Raw genomic sequence first — 14,793 nt, forward strand, 5'->3', positions numbered from 1 at the left:
ACCGTGACCCGCACACCGCTGCGCCGCATACATAAGCTGGCCGAAACAGCCGAGCGGCGGCCACGTTCGATAAATACCGCGGGCGCCGTGGCTCTCACCGGCCCGGAGCTCTTCGAAATGCACACGCCAGCGATGACAGTCACAGCGCCGAGAGCTAAACGGCGATGAACCAGCCACTGATGCACTACTTCACCGCCGACCTACATCTGGCGCATCCCAAGCTTGCCTCCCTGCGCGGCTTTGACACGGTCGCCGCACACGACGCTATGGTGCTGGCACCCATGCACCGGCTCGACCCCAATGCGGCCGTGCTGTGGATACTCGGAGATATCTGCTCAGGCAGCGTCGGAAGCATGAAATCTGCTCTCGCCCAATTGGCAACGGTACCGGTACGTATGCATCTGATCACCGGAAACCATGATCCCGCGCATCCGATGCACCGGAACGCGCAGCGGCGCTTCGCCGACTACGCCGCCGTGTTCGCCAGTGTGCAGCAGGTAGCACGAACGAAGATCGAGGGCGAACAAGTGATGCTCAGCCATTTCCCGTACGCGGGAACACCGGATCGGCTCATGCGCAAGTCTTTTGACCAGTACCAGCTCCCCGACTGCGGAACCTGGCTGATCCACGGACACACACACTCCACGCAACGGCGATCATCTATGCGATCGATCTGCGTCTCATTAGAAGCCTGGGACTTACGTCCGGCGTCGGCAGCGGAGCTGGCCGTGGAGATCGGACGGTAGCGCACCGGCGCGCACGAACTGCAGTATCCGAAGGGCGCTTTCAGGCTCAGTGTCATCGTGCTTGCAACGCCGGCAACTGCTCTGCCTGCTGATGACAAGCCGCCCTATGACTACTGGTCCACGCGCACAACCAAGCAGACGACGCCCGTCGGATGGTTGCTTGGCATCTCAGTTTTCCGCGGAAAACTGACCCAACGTGTGGCAGGCCGACTACCCGTGTGAACACCCATCGGTCATGGCCAACATCGTGGCATCCGGCTCGCCACACCCCGCGGTAATGTAGGCGTGCTGGATAAAGTCCAGCTCATGAACTAACCAGGGGCGGCTTGCCCCCTAAGGGGCGTGACCTTCGGGTCACGCCCCTTTTCATACTGCGAGAGGCTCGGCGTGACGGCACCTGGCCTGGATCCGGCCTCTCCGTACAGCCGACATCTGGCAGCCCGCTTCCTTGACTTCACCAGCCCCAAAACGCCCTGGGCGCGCAGACTGTTCCAGAGCGACATCGCAGCCGTAGCCCGGATGAACAGCCTCCTGGCTGATCCGGCGAAGACTCTGAAACAGGTCAGCGGCTACGTCGAAGCATCCCGTCGCCGAATGTACCGTTGCCGCAACGTTATTGTGCACGGCGGTTCCACCCGAGGCGACGTACTGGATTCAACTCTGCGGGTGGTCGCACCCCTAGTGGGAGCGACACTCGACCGACTGACTCACGCACATCTCGTGCTTGGCATCGAACCGCTCCAGCTTGCGACCCGCGCCGATGTAGCGATCTCAATGGCGTCCGACCAAAAGTTGGGCTCCGATGTAGTGGATCTCCTCGGAGGCTCGTAGTCGTATCCGTCTGCCGTTGAATGGCAGTATGGCAATCACCAGTTTTCCGCGGAAAACTGGCAGAAGGTCAGTTGGTGCCGGCCACCCCGCGACCGTCCCCTGGATCAGTTTCGGCTTACCGTCGCAGTTTGTGTGGGGAGGTCACCAGCCGCTGCACGACAGCCACAACCGTCCGCGAGCGTCAGTTTGATCCGGCACGCTGACCCACTCGGCAATGAGACCTCACACCCCGAACATACGCGCATTTTGCGCGTATGTTCGGGGTGTGAGCCAGCTGTGGACAGTTAATCAGGCCGCGGCCTACTGGGGCGTCACCGCTGCCCGGGCCCGCGGCATCCTGTCCTCGCGCGGCGTTGAACGTGTGACCGGATACCCGCGCGCCGAGATCCTGTCTGTGCAGCGCCGCCGCGGTGCTCGTACCGACCTAGCCGCTCCCACCAACGCACTCCCCATCACCGACGTCGCGCGCGATCGCTAAGGCAGAATCCGAGCAAGTCCGCTGGCGCATATTCCTGGAATTTCGCCGCGGTGCGGCGGAAGCCGACCGCGCCGCCCTGCCCCTGATCCAGGACGAACCCGCCACCACCGGCGACCTGCGCTACGACGCACTCTTGGCGGCAGCCGCCGAGGACGTGACAGCCCACTACGGCACACCCAGTCCCCTGTGGACGATCACCACTGATCGATTTCTACGGTCGGCCTGGTGGGTCAGCGACCTGCCGTCAGCGCGCATATACGCACTGGTGGGGACGCCCGCGGCGTTCCGGCGCCGCGGCATCTACGTCGACCGCTACGACATCACCCACGACGGAGAAACACCCATGCCCGCGCCGCTCTTTGACCACGATGGCATCATCGCCACATTGACCGACCTGGCGACCCGCCTCGAACAGGCGGCGGTTGTAGGGCATGTCCATGTGATCGGTGGTGCCACAATGCTTTTGACTTACGCGCCAGGCTGTTCGAGCTTGCGTGACATCGACGCAGCGTTCAGCCCGGACACCTCTGTGCTGAAAGCGGTCCGCGACATCGCGCGGCGACGTCGATGGCCGAGTAGCTGGCTAAACAAACAAGCGTCGGTCTACGCATCCCGGACACCAGGCGAAGGTCCACATATCTTTGACCATCCCCATCTGCAAGTCATGCCAACTCCCGCCGACCACCTGTTGGCCATGAAAGCACTTTCAGCCCGGGCCACCTCGGACCGCGACGACCTTCGATACCTCATCGATTATCTGAGTGTCACTTCTCAGCACGAAGTCTGGTCCCTCACCGCACGCTACTTCCCCGGCACACCCATCCCGCAGCGTTCGGCACGTCTAATTCGGGAGCTTCTAGAGCCGTGCGCGCCCGCATAAGTGGGGTTCCCCTCTGCGTAATCTTGATCTAAGACAGAATGATCTTCCGTTGACCGCGAAAACCGTGTGCCGATGGCGCCTGCCTCAACTGTCCTTCCGACCCGGCAGGAACGCGTTGAGGACTGGTGCGATCCAGGTGCTCCGCGTGCTGAATCCCAACTCCTCACCCTAAGCGTCGAGAACGCTTTGCTGCTCCGTTGTCGCGGCCAACGCGATTGGCATCGAGCCGCCCCCGAGATATCGCACCGCTGCCAGCCCAAGGAAACAGCACCTTCCGCGGGAACCAACAAGGCCTTTGATCTCTGCCGGCGGTCGACGCGTTGTCATCCCCTCGCCACGTTGCGCCTGCGAGAGTTCGTGACCCGGTAACGGCGGGCCTTAGGTCATTCAGCGACGTGGCAAAGCGAACGACAGTATCTACAGGATCACCGAGGATCCTTCAGCGCGGGGAGGGCGTCTGCGCGGCAATGGCTTCGTCAGGGCTGGTACCTGAACTTCCCGAGAGCACATGCCATAGCTCCCGGAGATCAGACCCCACTAACGGTGCGCCTTGAGGTACATGCCGGTCCCAATCGGAATCGGAAAGGCTGGCAAGGAATTCGCGGGCTTCTGACGGCCGCAACTGAGCTGAGGACTGGCGTTCCACGAATTCGGCGCCTAGCGAGTTCGCAGCAGTTCTTGGGACCGAACTCATTCGCATAACGACGCCGGCCTCTGTATTGACACCGTGGTACAGCATCGCACCCAAGAGATTCACATTGCGTAAGTCCGACTCAGAAACAGACTCGAAGTCAATACCGCTTGTTGGCAGCTTGGACAGGGCAGTCAGCCCCCATGTCCCAGCGGTTGCAAGATTGCGATAGATCGCCTTAGTTGCGTCCGTTAGCGCAGCGGTTGGACTTTCTGCGTTGCCGAAATAGCGTTCTGCAATCAACTTGATTGGTACGCCTTCGACCCAGTCACTCGCAATCTTCGCAGCCCGGTCACCAATCCCAGACCCGACTCCACCGAGTTCGTCGATACTGCCCCTGATCTGAGGAAGCTGCAGCATGACCCGCATTAGGTCTGGAAGTGCACTGGACGCCACATCACCAAACAGGCTATCCGGCTGCCAGTCCGAAACGTCGAGCGCGCTGTCCATCTCCCGCATCGCACCCATGGCGGAACGGATACCTTCTGGCGTGAAGCCGGTACTGTCCGCAAGGGTCGCCGTTTCAACGTGCTGTGCCAGCTCGGCCGCGTATGAGCGTGTCGCTTCAAGGAGTTTGAACCCTTTCTCTCGTTCCGCAGGAGTCGACTCGGCAAGTGAGGAATACCCAAAAGTGTTGCGCAGAAGCAACTCCGTCTCGGCGAGCACCGCATCAAGGTTCTTCTTTTGCGCGAATAGATGTGCGACGTAACTGCGGAAATCGGCCCATTGATCGTTGTAAAGTGACTTGTCGAGGTCAAGCAGTCGACCGGCATCTTCAAGTTCGTCGAGCAGGGTCACAAGCCGCGATACCAGGTCACCGGCCTGCCCAGATACGAACTCCACCAACGAATCGCGATCGCCTTCCTTGCAAGAGATTCCAACAATGCCGATGCTGTCCTGATCCACTCGCCCGGCCCGGCCCGCCAAGTTCCAGAATTCGCGCGGACGCATCGGCCGGCTGAATTTTCCACTTGGAAGATTCCGACTCGCTAAGAGAATCGATGAGACGGGAAAGTTCAGTCCCTGCGAGAGGCCAGTTGTCGCAACCAGAATTCGAAGTTTCCCCTGTTCGGCGAGCCATTCCATTAGAGTCCGAGTTTCGTCAGACAATCCGGCGTGATGAACCCCGACCTGATGGGACAATAACCGAATCAGCGCGTAATCCTCACTAATCTCGGTGGCGAGGTATCGCTGCACAAGTGCGATATCAGGATCGCTTAATTGAGGAAGCTTTGTAGCCAGCTCTCCAGCGACATTCCACACACTGCTAATGGTTGAACAGATGACGATTGCGGTTCCGCGCTCCGACAACGTCAATGCCGACGCTCCAGCAAGTCTGCCAAGGTCATTCTTGATCCCCGAATAGGTCCGGTCGAGTTGAGGTCGCTCCCCGATTTGGTACGTACCTGAAACCCGCATCGACGAACCGCTGGTGAGAAGTGGTTCGAAGTCGAGTCTCCAATCGCGTCCGCGACCGCTTGTAGGAGCAGTCGCCGACACCAGCCCGATGAGCCTGTCGTTTGGCTGCCATGGTGTAGTGGCCAAACTGATGCTCTTCCCTGTGCGGGGAGCCAGCCAACGTGCCAGATCATCACCGTTCGGTACATATGGCATGAGCAGCAAGAAGTTGGCCTGAGGGCAATCCCGTTTCACAGTCGCCAAGAGAAGCTCGATGCGGATACCTCGATCGGCATCTTCGATGTTATGCGCCTCGTCGAGGACCAACAGCGCAAGCGGGCGATCAACCGCCGCGTTTCTGATCGCGAGATGGAGCTTCTCCGGTGTTGCAACGAGAACATCAAACACCGAATCACTCAGCATTCCGGCCTCGATCTCGTCGATCTCGACCGCAGCGGTGAGTTCCTCAACGCGGATGCCGCTTGGTCCGAGATCGCGCCGAAGCCGCCGAGTGATCTGTGCGACCAAGGCGCGGGTCGGGGCCACATATGCGACCCATCCTCGATCTTGCTTGAACTGACTGATGGCCTGAACGATCTTGAACTCAGCGAGAATCGTCTTGCCCGCACTTGTTGGAAGATCGACGACAACTGCGGCGCTGGCAGGGTCCAACAGCCCTTGTTCCTGGATAGCGACGCGCTGTGGAGGAAGCATCTCGAACATCGAGCGATGGCGGGTTACCGTGGCGACGACATTTCTAATCTCCGGACCGATTCTGGTAACCGACCACAGCGCTCCTGCCACCATTCGCTGAGACATTGCACGTTGCCACTGCAGGACGACAACAAAGGCAGGGTCTGCTGACTGCTGGGCGGCAGAGATCGCACGGTCAAAGTGAAAGTCGAGCTGCGTCGAGACGTCTACAGGCTCACCCTGCATGAGGTACGTGGCAACCAGCTCCGAAAGCCTTGCCCAGTGGTAAAGAGCGACAAGTCGCCAGCCGGCCGCGTGCACATTCTCGGGACGATCCTTCGCCGCAAAGAGTTCCACTTCGTTTTCCAACTGGTCGGCGCGTAATCGACCCACGGTCTCCGCGACACCTTCCAGGTCCGCCCAGCCGTCTTTCCGCAGCAATCGGGTCCAGATTTGACCGAGATCGCTCAGAACCCGTGAATCCCACGTTCCGGAGGATTGAAAGCGCTCGGGTGTGATGTCCCGCTCACGCATCCACGAACGAAACTCCGCCCAGCGGTCTGAGCAATATGCGAGCGCACCAAGTTGAAGCACCTGTCGGACAAGCTCCTCAAGAGAGTCAGTCCTCAGAGGAAGCGAACGTAGCAACGCAAAAGCTTCATGAGCAGCTGCCTCCGCGAGCTCCGCTTGCGATCCGGGGATGACGGTTGAGGCCTTGGCCAGTTCGTCAATTCGCTCGCTCGCGGCGAGCTCATACGCGAGTGCGACATCTTCGATCAACCTCGATGCGTTGTGGTCAGCACCGGCGGCGCTCTTAAGCTGCGCTCCAAGGTTTGCGTCGACATACATTGCGGTCGCTGCCTTGTGCGCGGCTGCGACTCGCTCGACACCGACTGCGCTGACGGCCCAGTGCGACTGGAGTCGGTCAAAGGATTCCTGCGAGATAGTCACGCTGCCGTCTCAATCACGATGGCCGCATCAGCGATCTTGACGAGCAGCTCCGCTGGGAGGTAGATCGCGACGAGTTCCATCGTCGTCGGTTCCTTCAAAGTCTTCGAAAGTTTGACTGCCTGCCCCTGAAGGTCGTCCTGGTTGGGCGCGGCCACGTGGACGAGAAGCCCGTAAATGACTACGTCAAGCTTATCGGCGAGATATGTACGGACGGCTGAGCGAAAATCATCGAACCAGGGGCGCCCGTTCCCGTTCATTGCAAGGTAGCGAATGGCCCACTCGCTCCGTTGGTCCCCGGCGTTCAATCCGGTGAGTTGAGCGTGAAGTCCATGTGAGCGGCTCGTAAGGACACTCGGCGGCCAAGCCTGCTGATGACTTGTCTTCACTTCCGCGAATACAAATCTCACGCGTTCGCCATGCTCGAAGCCGATCAGGTCGACGCCTCCGCCACTACTGTTCGGGTTCCTCGTCGATCGGCAGTCAGGCCACGGGAAGCTGCAACTTTTGTTGTTGACAAGATGGTGCTCGGCTAGAGCCTCTCCGACCCGCCACTCGTCATACGAATCTGGAGCTGCGAGCACTCGTTGAAGGGTCTCCGTGTGGAAATCGGTCTTAGCCAGATCGGCGAGTGCCCCATAGGCATCCTCTATACCTTTGTCGTCACGCAGTATCGCGCGAACCTCGGCGGCGATTGCATCAGCCCGGTCCTCGTCGATCGAATGGCCAGCCGCATGCACCGCACAGTGATCGACTTTGTATACCGCAGCGTCAACCACGACCACCGCCTCTCCGTATTTACCCCCTCGGAGATTACGACCCCCTTCGCCTCCGCAAGTGTAATGAGACCCCGATGGTGCGAATTTGCGATGCGCAGCGAATCGTCCGCGGCTACTGCGGTTACCCGCTTGAAATGGAGCGCACCTCATCTGCGGAACCGCGACCTATATCGGTAACTCAGTTGGCGCCGATGACGCACCGCTGTTCGCCGGGCCATACGGTCCGAAGCCATCACTGCAGATGCAGACTCTCGTCTTGCTGGCCTCTCCAACGACGCGAGCGTTGCCAGCACCGTCACCACCGCTTGGTCCGGCCACGACGTGGAATGAAGCAGCCGAATCGCGCACACGGGTCGCGACAGATGATCTGGTCCAGCCACAATGTCGACCCAAAGCCCGTTGCACCACCGCACCCTAAGCGCCCGTACCGACATCTGCCCCGAAAAAGCGCATGGCCGCCAACGCTGCCGCTGCTGCTCACCTCGCAAGCGCCGCGCAGTAAGTGCGGTCGAACAGACCGCGGCCGCGCCGGCCACGACCTCACCTAGTGCGTCCGACGGCGCGCCCGCTCGATCACTGATCGCTGTGAGCGTTTCGCCGTGCTCCTGCACACGACGCAGTGCTGTGGCCGCTTCGCTTCGCCGCTCATCGCGGCCACGTTCGGCTTCGACCTGTACTTCGCGCAGCTGATCGGCTTCCCAGGTATCGACGGCCGTGATTTTGCCGAGCTCGACCATGATCACCGCCGCGTCTTCGACGTTGTCCCGCTCGCGCTTGGTCTGCTCAGCGTTCGCCTGGGCTTGGGCTTCTTTGATTTTCCGGCGCGCCGGCGCCATCGACTTCACTTCCATGGCCCGCACCCTAGAGCCGCTGCGCAATCCATCTCCAGCAACGCAACCAACTTCGTCGTCCGTGAGTTTGTCGTTGTCCATTGCCTTTTCGTGACCCCAACCAGCCGATCCGTTCACAGCTACCCCACAGAAAAAATTTTCCAGTTTCCAAATTCAAGTACCTCCCAGCCCCACCAGAAACGACACACCTCTTGCATTAAGGTCACGTTTTGGTAACAACCACCTGGGTGTTGATGGAATCCGGTGCGCCCCAGTTCATAACGTCCGGCCTGATGGGAGACCAGCGGCCGTGATGTCCTTGCACAAACTGACCGCCGGAGACGGGTACAAGTACCTGATCCGGCAGGTCGCTGCTGTCGATGCCACCGAACGGGGCCGGACCAGCCTCTCGGAGTACTACAGCGCCAAGGGTGAATCACCGGGCCGCTGGATTGGCTCGGGACTAGCCTCGCTGTCCGACACTGGAGCGCGTTGGGTACCGACCGAAACCCTGGCCAAACTCTGGACCGTCGAGGCCGGATCAGAGGTCACCGAATCACAAATGGAAGCCCTATTCGGGGAGGGCTATCACCCCAACGCCGAAGCGATTTCGCTCTACGTCGCCGGCCGGGGAATGCACGGCAGCGCGGCACAACAGGCCGCCAAACTCGGTCGCGAGTTCTACATCGGCGACGACGACAACGAGTTTCTTCGCGCCCTGGCCAAGGCCTACCGCGAGCACAACAACGCGGCTGGGCTGCCCGGCGATACCCCCATCGCCGCGCCCGTGCGCGCCACCATTCGCACCACCGTCGCGCGCGACAAGTTCGCCGAGCAGTACGGCCGCGCGCCCGCCGACGACCGCGAACTGTCAGGCTTCCTCGCCCGCGAAACACGCACGCGCACAACCGCGGTCGCCGGTTACGACCTCACCTTTTCGCCAGTCAAGTCGGTCTCGGTGTTGTTGGCGATCGCCCCCTTGGACACCGCACGGCAGATCGAAGCCGCACACGATGCAGCGGTAGCCGAGACCCTGTCATGGCTCGAAAACCAGGCCGCGCTGACCCGATCGGGCACCAACGGCATCGCCCAACTGAACACCACGGGCTTCATCGGCGCCGCATTCACCCACCGCGATTCGCGCGCCGGCGACCCTGATCTGCACACCCACGTGGCCATCTCCAACAAGGTCGCGACCATCGACGCACACGGCGTCGTACGTTGGCTCGCACTCGACGGCCAACCCCTGCACCGCTTCGGAGTGGCGGCCTCGGAGTTCTACAACACCCGCCTTGAGGCCGAACTTGTGCGCCGGGTCTCAGTGCGATTCGACGAAGTCACCCCCGACCGTCGCGGCAAGCGACCGATCCGCGAAATCGTCGGTGTCCCGGCCAAACTGAACGAAGCGATGTCCTCGCGGCGGGCCATGATTACCGCCCGCAAGGCCGACCTGGCCAAAGAATTTCACGCCGCACATGGCCGCGAACCGACCATGGCCGAGTCGATCGCCCTAGGTCAACAGGCCACCTTGGAGACCCGCGAAGCCAAACATGAGCCACGCTCGCAGGCCGAGCAACGGCAAGCCTGGTACACCCAGGCGGTCGAGGTGCTCGGCGACGTTCGCGCCGTGACCCGCATGCTCGGCGCGGTGCTGTCCACCCCTGCCCAGCAGGTCGAGCTCGTCACCGATACCTGGATTGCCGACCGTGCACGCGAAGTCATCGCCACCGTGTCGGGCGCGCGCGCGACCTGGCAGCGCCACCATGTGCTCGCCGAAGCCCAACGGATCATCCGCGCCACCGGTCACGCCGCCGACCTGGATTTGGCCGAGAAAATCAGCGATGCCGCGCTGTCCGAGCCATTGTCGCTGCCGCACGCGCGGATCACCGATGGCGAATTGGGCGAGCCCGCGTTGTTGCGGCGCCGCGACGGTGCCAGCGTCTACACCCGCCACGGCACGGAAATGTTCACCTCCGCCGAAGTGCTTTCCGCCGAACGCCGCATCATCGCCGCCGCGCACCAACAGACCGGCCGAGCCATCAGTTCCGCCGATGTCGAACTGGCACTGGCGGATTCGTCGGCGCGGGGCAAAACCCTCAATCCGGGACAGGTGGCCCTTGTCGAGGAGATGGCGACCAGCGGCCGAAGCCTTGCCCTGGCGCTCGCGCCGGCAGGCACCGGCAAGACCACCGCGATGGCCGCGCTATCGCACGCGTGGCGCAACTCCGGCGGCCAAGTGATCGGGTTGGCGCCCACGGCCGCGGCCGCGATCGAACTGTCCACTGACTTGTCCGCGCCCACCGACACTCTCGCCAAGTACGCAGACCTTTCTGCCGGCCGCTCGCTGTGGACCGCGCCGGATTGGTTCGACCAGATCACGTCCGAGACGCTGCTGATCATTGACGAGGCCGGTAAAGCCGACACCCTGTCGCTGGAAGCGGTCGTCTCGCACGCCATCGCGCGGGGTGCGACCGTGCGGCTGGTCGGCGACGACGCGCAGCTGGCATCAGTATCGGCGGGCGGTGTCCTGCGCGACATCGCCGCCGAAACCGACGCATTGACCCTGACCGAGTTGGTGCGATTCGTCTCGCCCGCCGAAGGTGCTGCGACACTGGCGATCCGCCGCGGCGACCCCATGGGACTCGGGTACTACATCGACCACGGGCGCGTGCACGTCGGGTCCGAACAGACCGCCGCCGACATGGCATACCGCGCGTGGGCGGCCGATCTGGACGCCGGGCGCGACAGCGTCCTGCTCGCCCCTACCAACGACATCGTCGATGCCCTCAACGCCCGCGCACGCCACGACCGCCTCGTCGCGGCCGACCCCGCCGCGCTGCATGGGCGCGAAATTGTGCTCGCCGACCTACTGCACGCCTCACCCGGTGACATCATTCGGACCCGCAAAAACGCGCGGCATCTGCGGCTGAGCCGCACCGACTTCGTCCGCAACGGGTACCGCTTCCAGATCATCGAAACACTCGACGACGGCGCAATCAACGCCAAGCACCTGAGCACCGGCCGGATGGTGCACCTGCCCGCCCGCTACGTCAAAGACAACGTCACCCTCGGGTACGCCTGCACCATCGACGGCGCTCAAGGCCTGACCGCCGGACACGCCTGCCACGTCGTCGGCGCGGGATCGCTGTTTCGTCAGCTGCTCTACGTCGCCCTCACGCGCGGCCGCGTTGAAAACCACATCTACCTGTCCACCGCCGAATCCGACCCGCACCGCGTACTGGCACCCAAAGCCACCCACCCCGAGACCGCGGTGGACGTACTGTCCAAGGCACTGGCCCGCGACGGCGCCCAAATCTCGGCCACCACCGCCGCCCGCCTGGCACAAGATCCGTTCCAACGACTCGGCGCGGTCGCCGAAATGTACGACGACGCACTGGGCTCCATCGCCGAAACGCTCGCCGGCGCCAACGTCATGGCGGCGATCGACGCCGCCGCCAACGAGGTCCACCCCGACCTGGCGGGCATGCCCGCCTGGCCCACGCTGCGCAAACACCTGGCCACCCTTGCTGTACAAGGACGTGACGCCGCGAGCGCCCTCCGTGAATCGGCGGGCGCTCGCGAGCTGGGCACGGCCGCTGATCTGGCCGCGGTGCTCGACTGGCGGTTGGACATCACCGGCGAGCACTCCTCGGGTATCGGCCCGCTGCGCTGGCTGCCCTCGATCCCCGAGCCGATGGCCGCCCTCGAGGAGTGCGGCCCCTACCTCGCCGACCGCGACACGCTGGTGTCCGAATTGGCCGACGAGATACGTCAGCAGGTCGCCACCTGGACACCAGCAACCGCGCCCGCCTGGGCCAAACCCGTCCTGGCCGCCGACCCGCTGCTTGCCGCCGAAATCGCGGTGTTCCGCGCCGCGCACCGCGTCGAGGCCGAAGACACCAGGATTCTCGGTGCACCCCAATACGCGGTGCGACACCGAAAGATTCAACTTCTGCTCGAAAAATGCGCCGTCGAAGCGATCGCCGAGCACAACCCCGATACCCGCCGCTGGGAACGGCTCATCGACCACATCGACCCACGCATCCGCGCCGACGCCTACTGGCCCCAACTGGCCGCGCGCCTCGCTGAAGCCGCGCCCAGCCGCCCCGACCTGGCCACCCTGATCACTACCGCGGCCGAGTCCGGCCCGCTGCCCGACGAACTTCCCGCCGCCGCCCTCTGGTACCGGCTCGATGGGGAACTATCCCCGATCGCCACCCTGGACACCACCAACGCACACCTGCGCCCGCCCTGGACCCAGGAACTGCACAACATTTTCGGTTCTGCTGCGGCGCAAGCGATCACCGCCGGCGCCGCCTGGCCCGCATTGGTTGCCGCGATCACCGCCGCCGATCCGCGCCGCTGGACCCCAACGGACCTGCTGCACGTCGCGGCCGAACAGCTCGCCGACGCAGACCCCGACCGCACCATCGCGGCCTACCAGTACGCCCGGCTGATCACCTACACCGTGGACCTGCTGTGCACCCCCCACCCCGCCGGCGCCGCCCTGCCCGAGCATCCACCGATGTCCCGGGAAGAGGAAGAGCTTCTCCCCCACGACCCCGAGGCCCCATGGATCGACATGTCCGCAGAACCACTGTCCCAGAGCGACATCGAGCACTGGCTTGACCAACACGACCACCCAGCCCCAGATGCCGCAGCGATCGCCTTCGATGATCTGCCGCGCACCCGACCCGCAGTCCCCGTCGTCCCCGTCGCGGTGTCCAACGTGTATCTGCTCCGCGACCAATACGCCGCCGCCACCGCCGACCTGGCCGCCCTCGAACGCGACGTCGCGATCTTCGGCGGTCCGGCAATGCGCGCCGCCGCCACGCAAATCACCACCATGCGGGCACGGGCCGACGCCGACCGTCCCTACCTGATGGCCGTGCAAGAGGTCATCGCCGCATGGGCCGACGCCGACCAGGCATACGACGACGACCTCAAGTTCCACGACTGGACCCGCGACCAGCTTGCCGCGGTGCGCGCCGATCCCGACGCCGACGAACTCGACATCACCTCCGCTCGCGGCATGGTCGAGCTCGCCGCAATGCGGCTGGGCACCACCACACCGGCCAAGCGCTACCAGCCGCAACTGGCCGCCGCGCACGCCGCCCGCGCTGAGGCCGCCGGAGGCTCGCAGAACATCATCAGCGGACACGACGTCGACACGTTCGTCGCCGAGCTGCACGCCCGCGACCTCGAATCGGTCAAACAAGCACGCTACGACACCCAGCTGGTGCGCAAGCACCTCGATGCCGCTGAGCGCAACGTCGTCGCCGCTTTCGGTGACGCCGAAACCCGGACCGCCGAACATGTCGCCACCCAAAGTGCGTCCCTAGCAACAGAAATGCGGACTCTTGATGTCGCCGGACAACATCAGAGCAGCCGCGCCTTGCGTATCGCCCCGACCGCGACCGCTGGACCTTCCGATACCACTGCTGCGGCCCTGCGCAGCGTCGCCGAACTACCGTTCGCCGTCAGCGTCGTGCACGCACACCCCGACGCCGAACGCACCACAGCGCTGCACATCCTGCACAGCGCTGCTACCGCCGCCGGCCGAAAAGTATTGTGGTGCAGCCCCACCGCGGAACAAGCCGAAGCGGCAAAGCGCGACAACCTCGCCGACGGCGCGACCACCATCGACGACGCCCACGCGGAATTCACCAGCGGCAGCGCCAGCGCCATGCCCGCCGGCGGCCTCATCATCATCGACCACGCCCAGTCCGCCCAGCCCGAGCAGATCGCCGACCTCGCTGAGCACGCCGCACAAGCCAATGCCGGACTGATCCTCATCGACACCAGTACCCGCACCTGGCCACCACAGCCAGCGGACCGCATGATGAAACTGCTCTCGGCCGAACTGCCCTGGACCCGCGCGCTGACCAGCGCTCCGTCGGTGGCCACCAGCCACGCCGGCGCACCCGACCTTGATCCGGTCATCGCCCAGCTGCGTCGCGTCACCCCGGACGTCCTCACCGGCCCACTGCGCGGCGCGCTCGAGCACGCCGACCGCGTCCGTGCGGAAAACCTGGCCGCCTACCGTCGGCACCAGGACGCCAACTGGCTACGTACTCGCGGCCACAACCAAGGCTTGCAGCGCACCCAAGCCAGCACCGTCGACCTCACCGACGACTGACCGCCGTAGGTTTTCCAGGCGAATTTCGCACGGTAGAACAGTCGCCCACGCTGCCGCAACTCACCTTCGTGAGCGCGACTGTCCCCGCAAAGGTGAGTTGCGGCAAGTCGAGCATCGACCTACCGTCCGCGGCTATGGAAATCAACGTCATCCAAAGCAGGATCGACTACATACGGTGCTACCTGATACTGCACGGCGGGAATTGCAGCACAAGCGATTACGAGAACATGACCACCCAGCTGGACGCGATCGCGCAGCAGCGCATCTACCCAGGTATCAAGACCCGCTTGCTCCTAAAGCAAGTGACGCGTGTCGAGCGTCAATTCATCGACACGGTAAAACCACCAGATCCGTGGACATGAGCGCATCGGCGTGCGCTC

The 14,793-nt window shown here is 63.4% G+C and carries 8 protein-coding genes; 5 read left to right on the forward strand and 3 right to left on the reverse strand.

Annotation, left to right across the window (positions count from 1 at the left end):
* Positions 1-164: 164 nt before the first annotated feature.
* From A7G45_RS24490 to A7G45_RS24500, 3 genes are all read left to right on the forward strand, one after another.
* The gene (locus tag A7G45_RS24490) at positions 165-746 is read left to right on the forward strand and encodes a metallophosphoesterase family protein (protein WP_226519086.1); all 582 of its coding nucleotides are present in this window, start codon (positions 165-167) and stop codon (positions 744-746) included.
* 1,096 nt (positions 747-1,842) lie between these two features.
* A complete protein-coding gene (locus tag A7G45_RS24495; RefSeq protein ID WP_061003546.1) occupies positions 1,843-2,055 on the forward strand; it encodes a hypothetical protein in 213 nt (70 codons plus the stop codon).
* Between the two features lie 133 nt (positions 2,056-2,188).
* The gene (locus A7G45_RS24500) at positions 2,189-2,935 is read left to right on the forward strand and encodes a hypothetical protein (protein ID WP_226519087.1); all 747 of its coding nucleotides are present in this window, start codon (positions 2,189-2,191) and stop codon (positions 2,933-2,935) included.
* Between the two features lie 439 nt (positions 2,936-3,374).
* Here A7G45_RS24500 and A7G45_RS24505 read toward each other — a convergent pair whose 3' ends face one another.
* The 3 genes from A7G45_RS24505 to A7G45_RS24515 form a co-directional block, all read right to left on the reverse strand.
* A complete protein-coding gene (locus A7G45_RS24505) occupies positions 3,375-6,668 on the reverse strand; it encodes a DEAD/DEAH box helicase (protein ID WP_060998886.1) in 3,294 nt (1,097 codons plus the stop codon).
* On the reverse strand, positions 6,665-7,450 hold the full coding sequence (locus A7G45_RS24510) for a hypothetical protein (RefSeq protein WP_162563271.1): 786 nt from the start codon (positions 7,448-7,450) through the stop codon (positions 6,665-6,667). The genes A7G45_RS24505 and A7G45_RS24510 overlap by 4 nt, the downstream gene beginning before the upstream one ends.
* A gap of 140 nt (positions 7,451-7,590) precedes the next feature.
* The gene (locus A7G45_RS24515; RefSeq protein WP_162563270.1) at positions 7,591-8,295 is read right to left on the reverse strand and encodes a hypothetical protein; all 705 of its coding nucleotides are present in this window, start codon (positions 8,293-8,295) and stop codon (positions 7,591-7,593) included.
* Positions 8,296-8,587: 292 nt separating this feature from the next.
* On the opposite strand from A7G45_RS24515, the gene mobF reads away from it, so the two are divergent.
* On the forward strand, positions 8,588-14,413 hold the full coding sequence (mobF, locus tag A7G45_RS24520) for a MobF family relaxase (protein ID WP_071288461.1): 5,826 nt from the start codon (positions 8,588-8,590) through the stop codon (positions 14,411-14,413).
* Between the two features lie 134 nt (positions 14,414-14,547).
* Complete coding sequence (locus A7G45_RS24525; protein ID WP_060998878.1) at positions 14,548-14,775, forward strand: hypothetical protein; 228 nt, start codon at positions 14,548-14,550, stop codon at positions 14,773-14,775.
* The last annotated feature ends 18 nt before the right edge of the window (positions 14,776-14,793 follow it).

It is taken from the genome of Mycolicibacterium llatzerense (genome assembly GCF_025331195.1).
GTDB classification, from domain to species: domain Bacteria; phylum Actinomycetota; class Actinomycetes; order Mycobacteriales; family Mycobacteriaceae; genus Mycobacterium; species Mycobacterium llatzerense.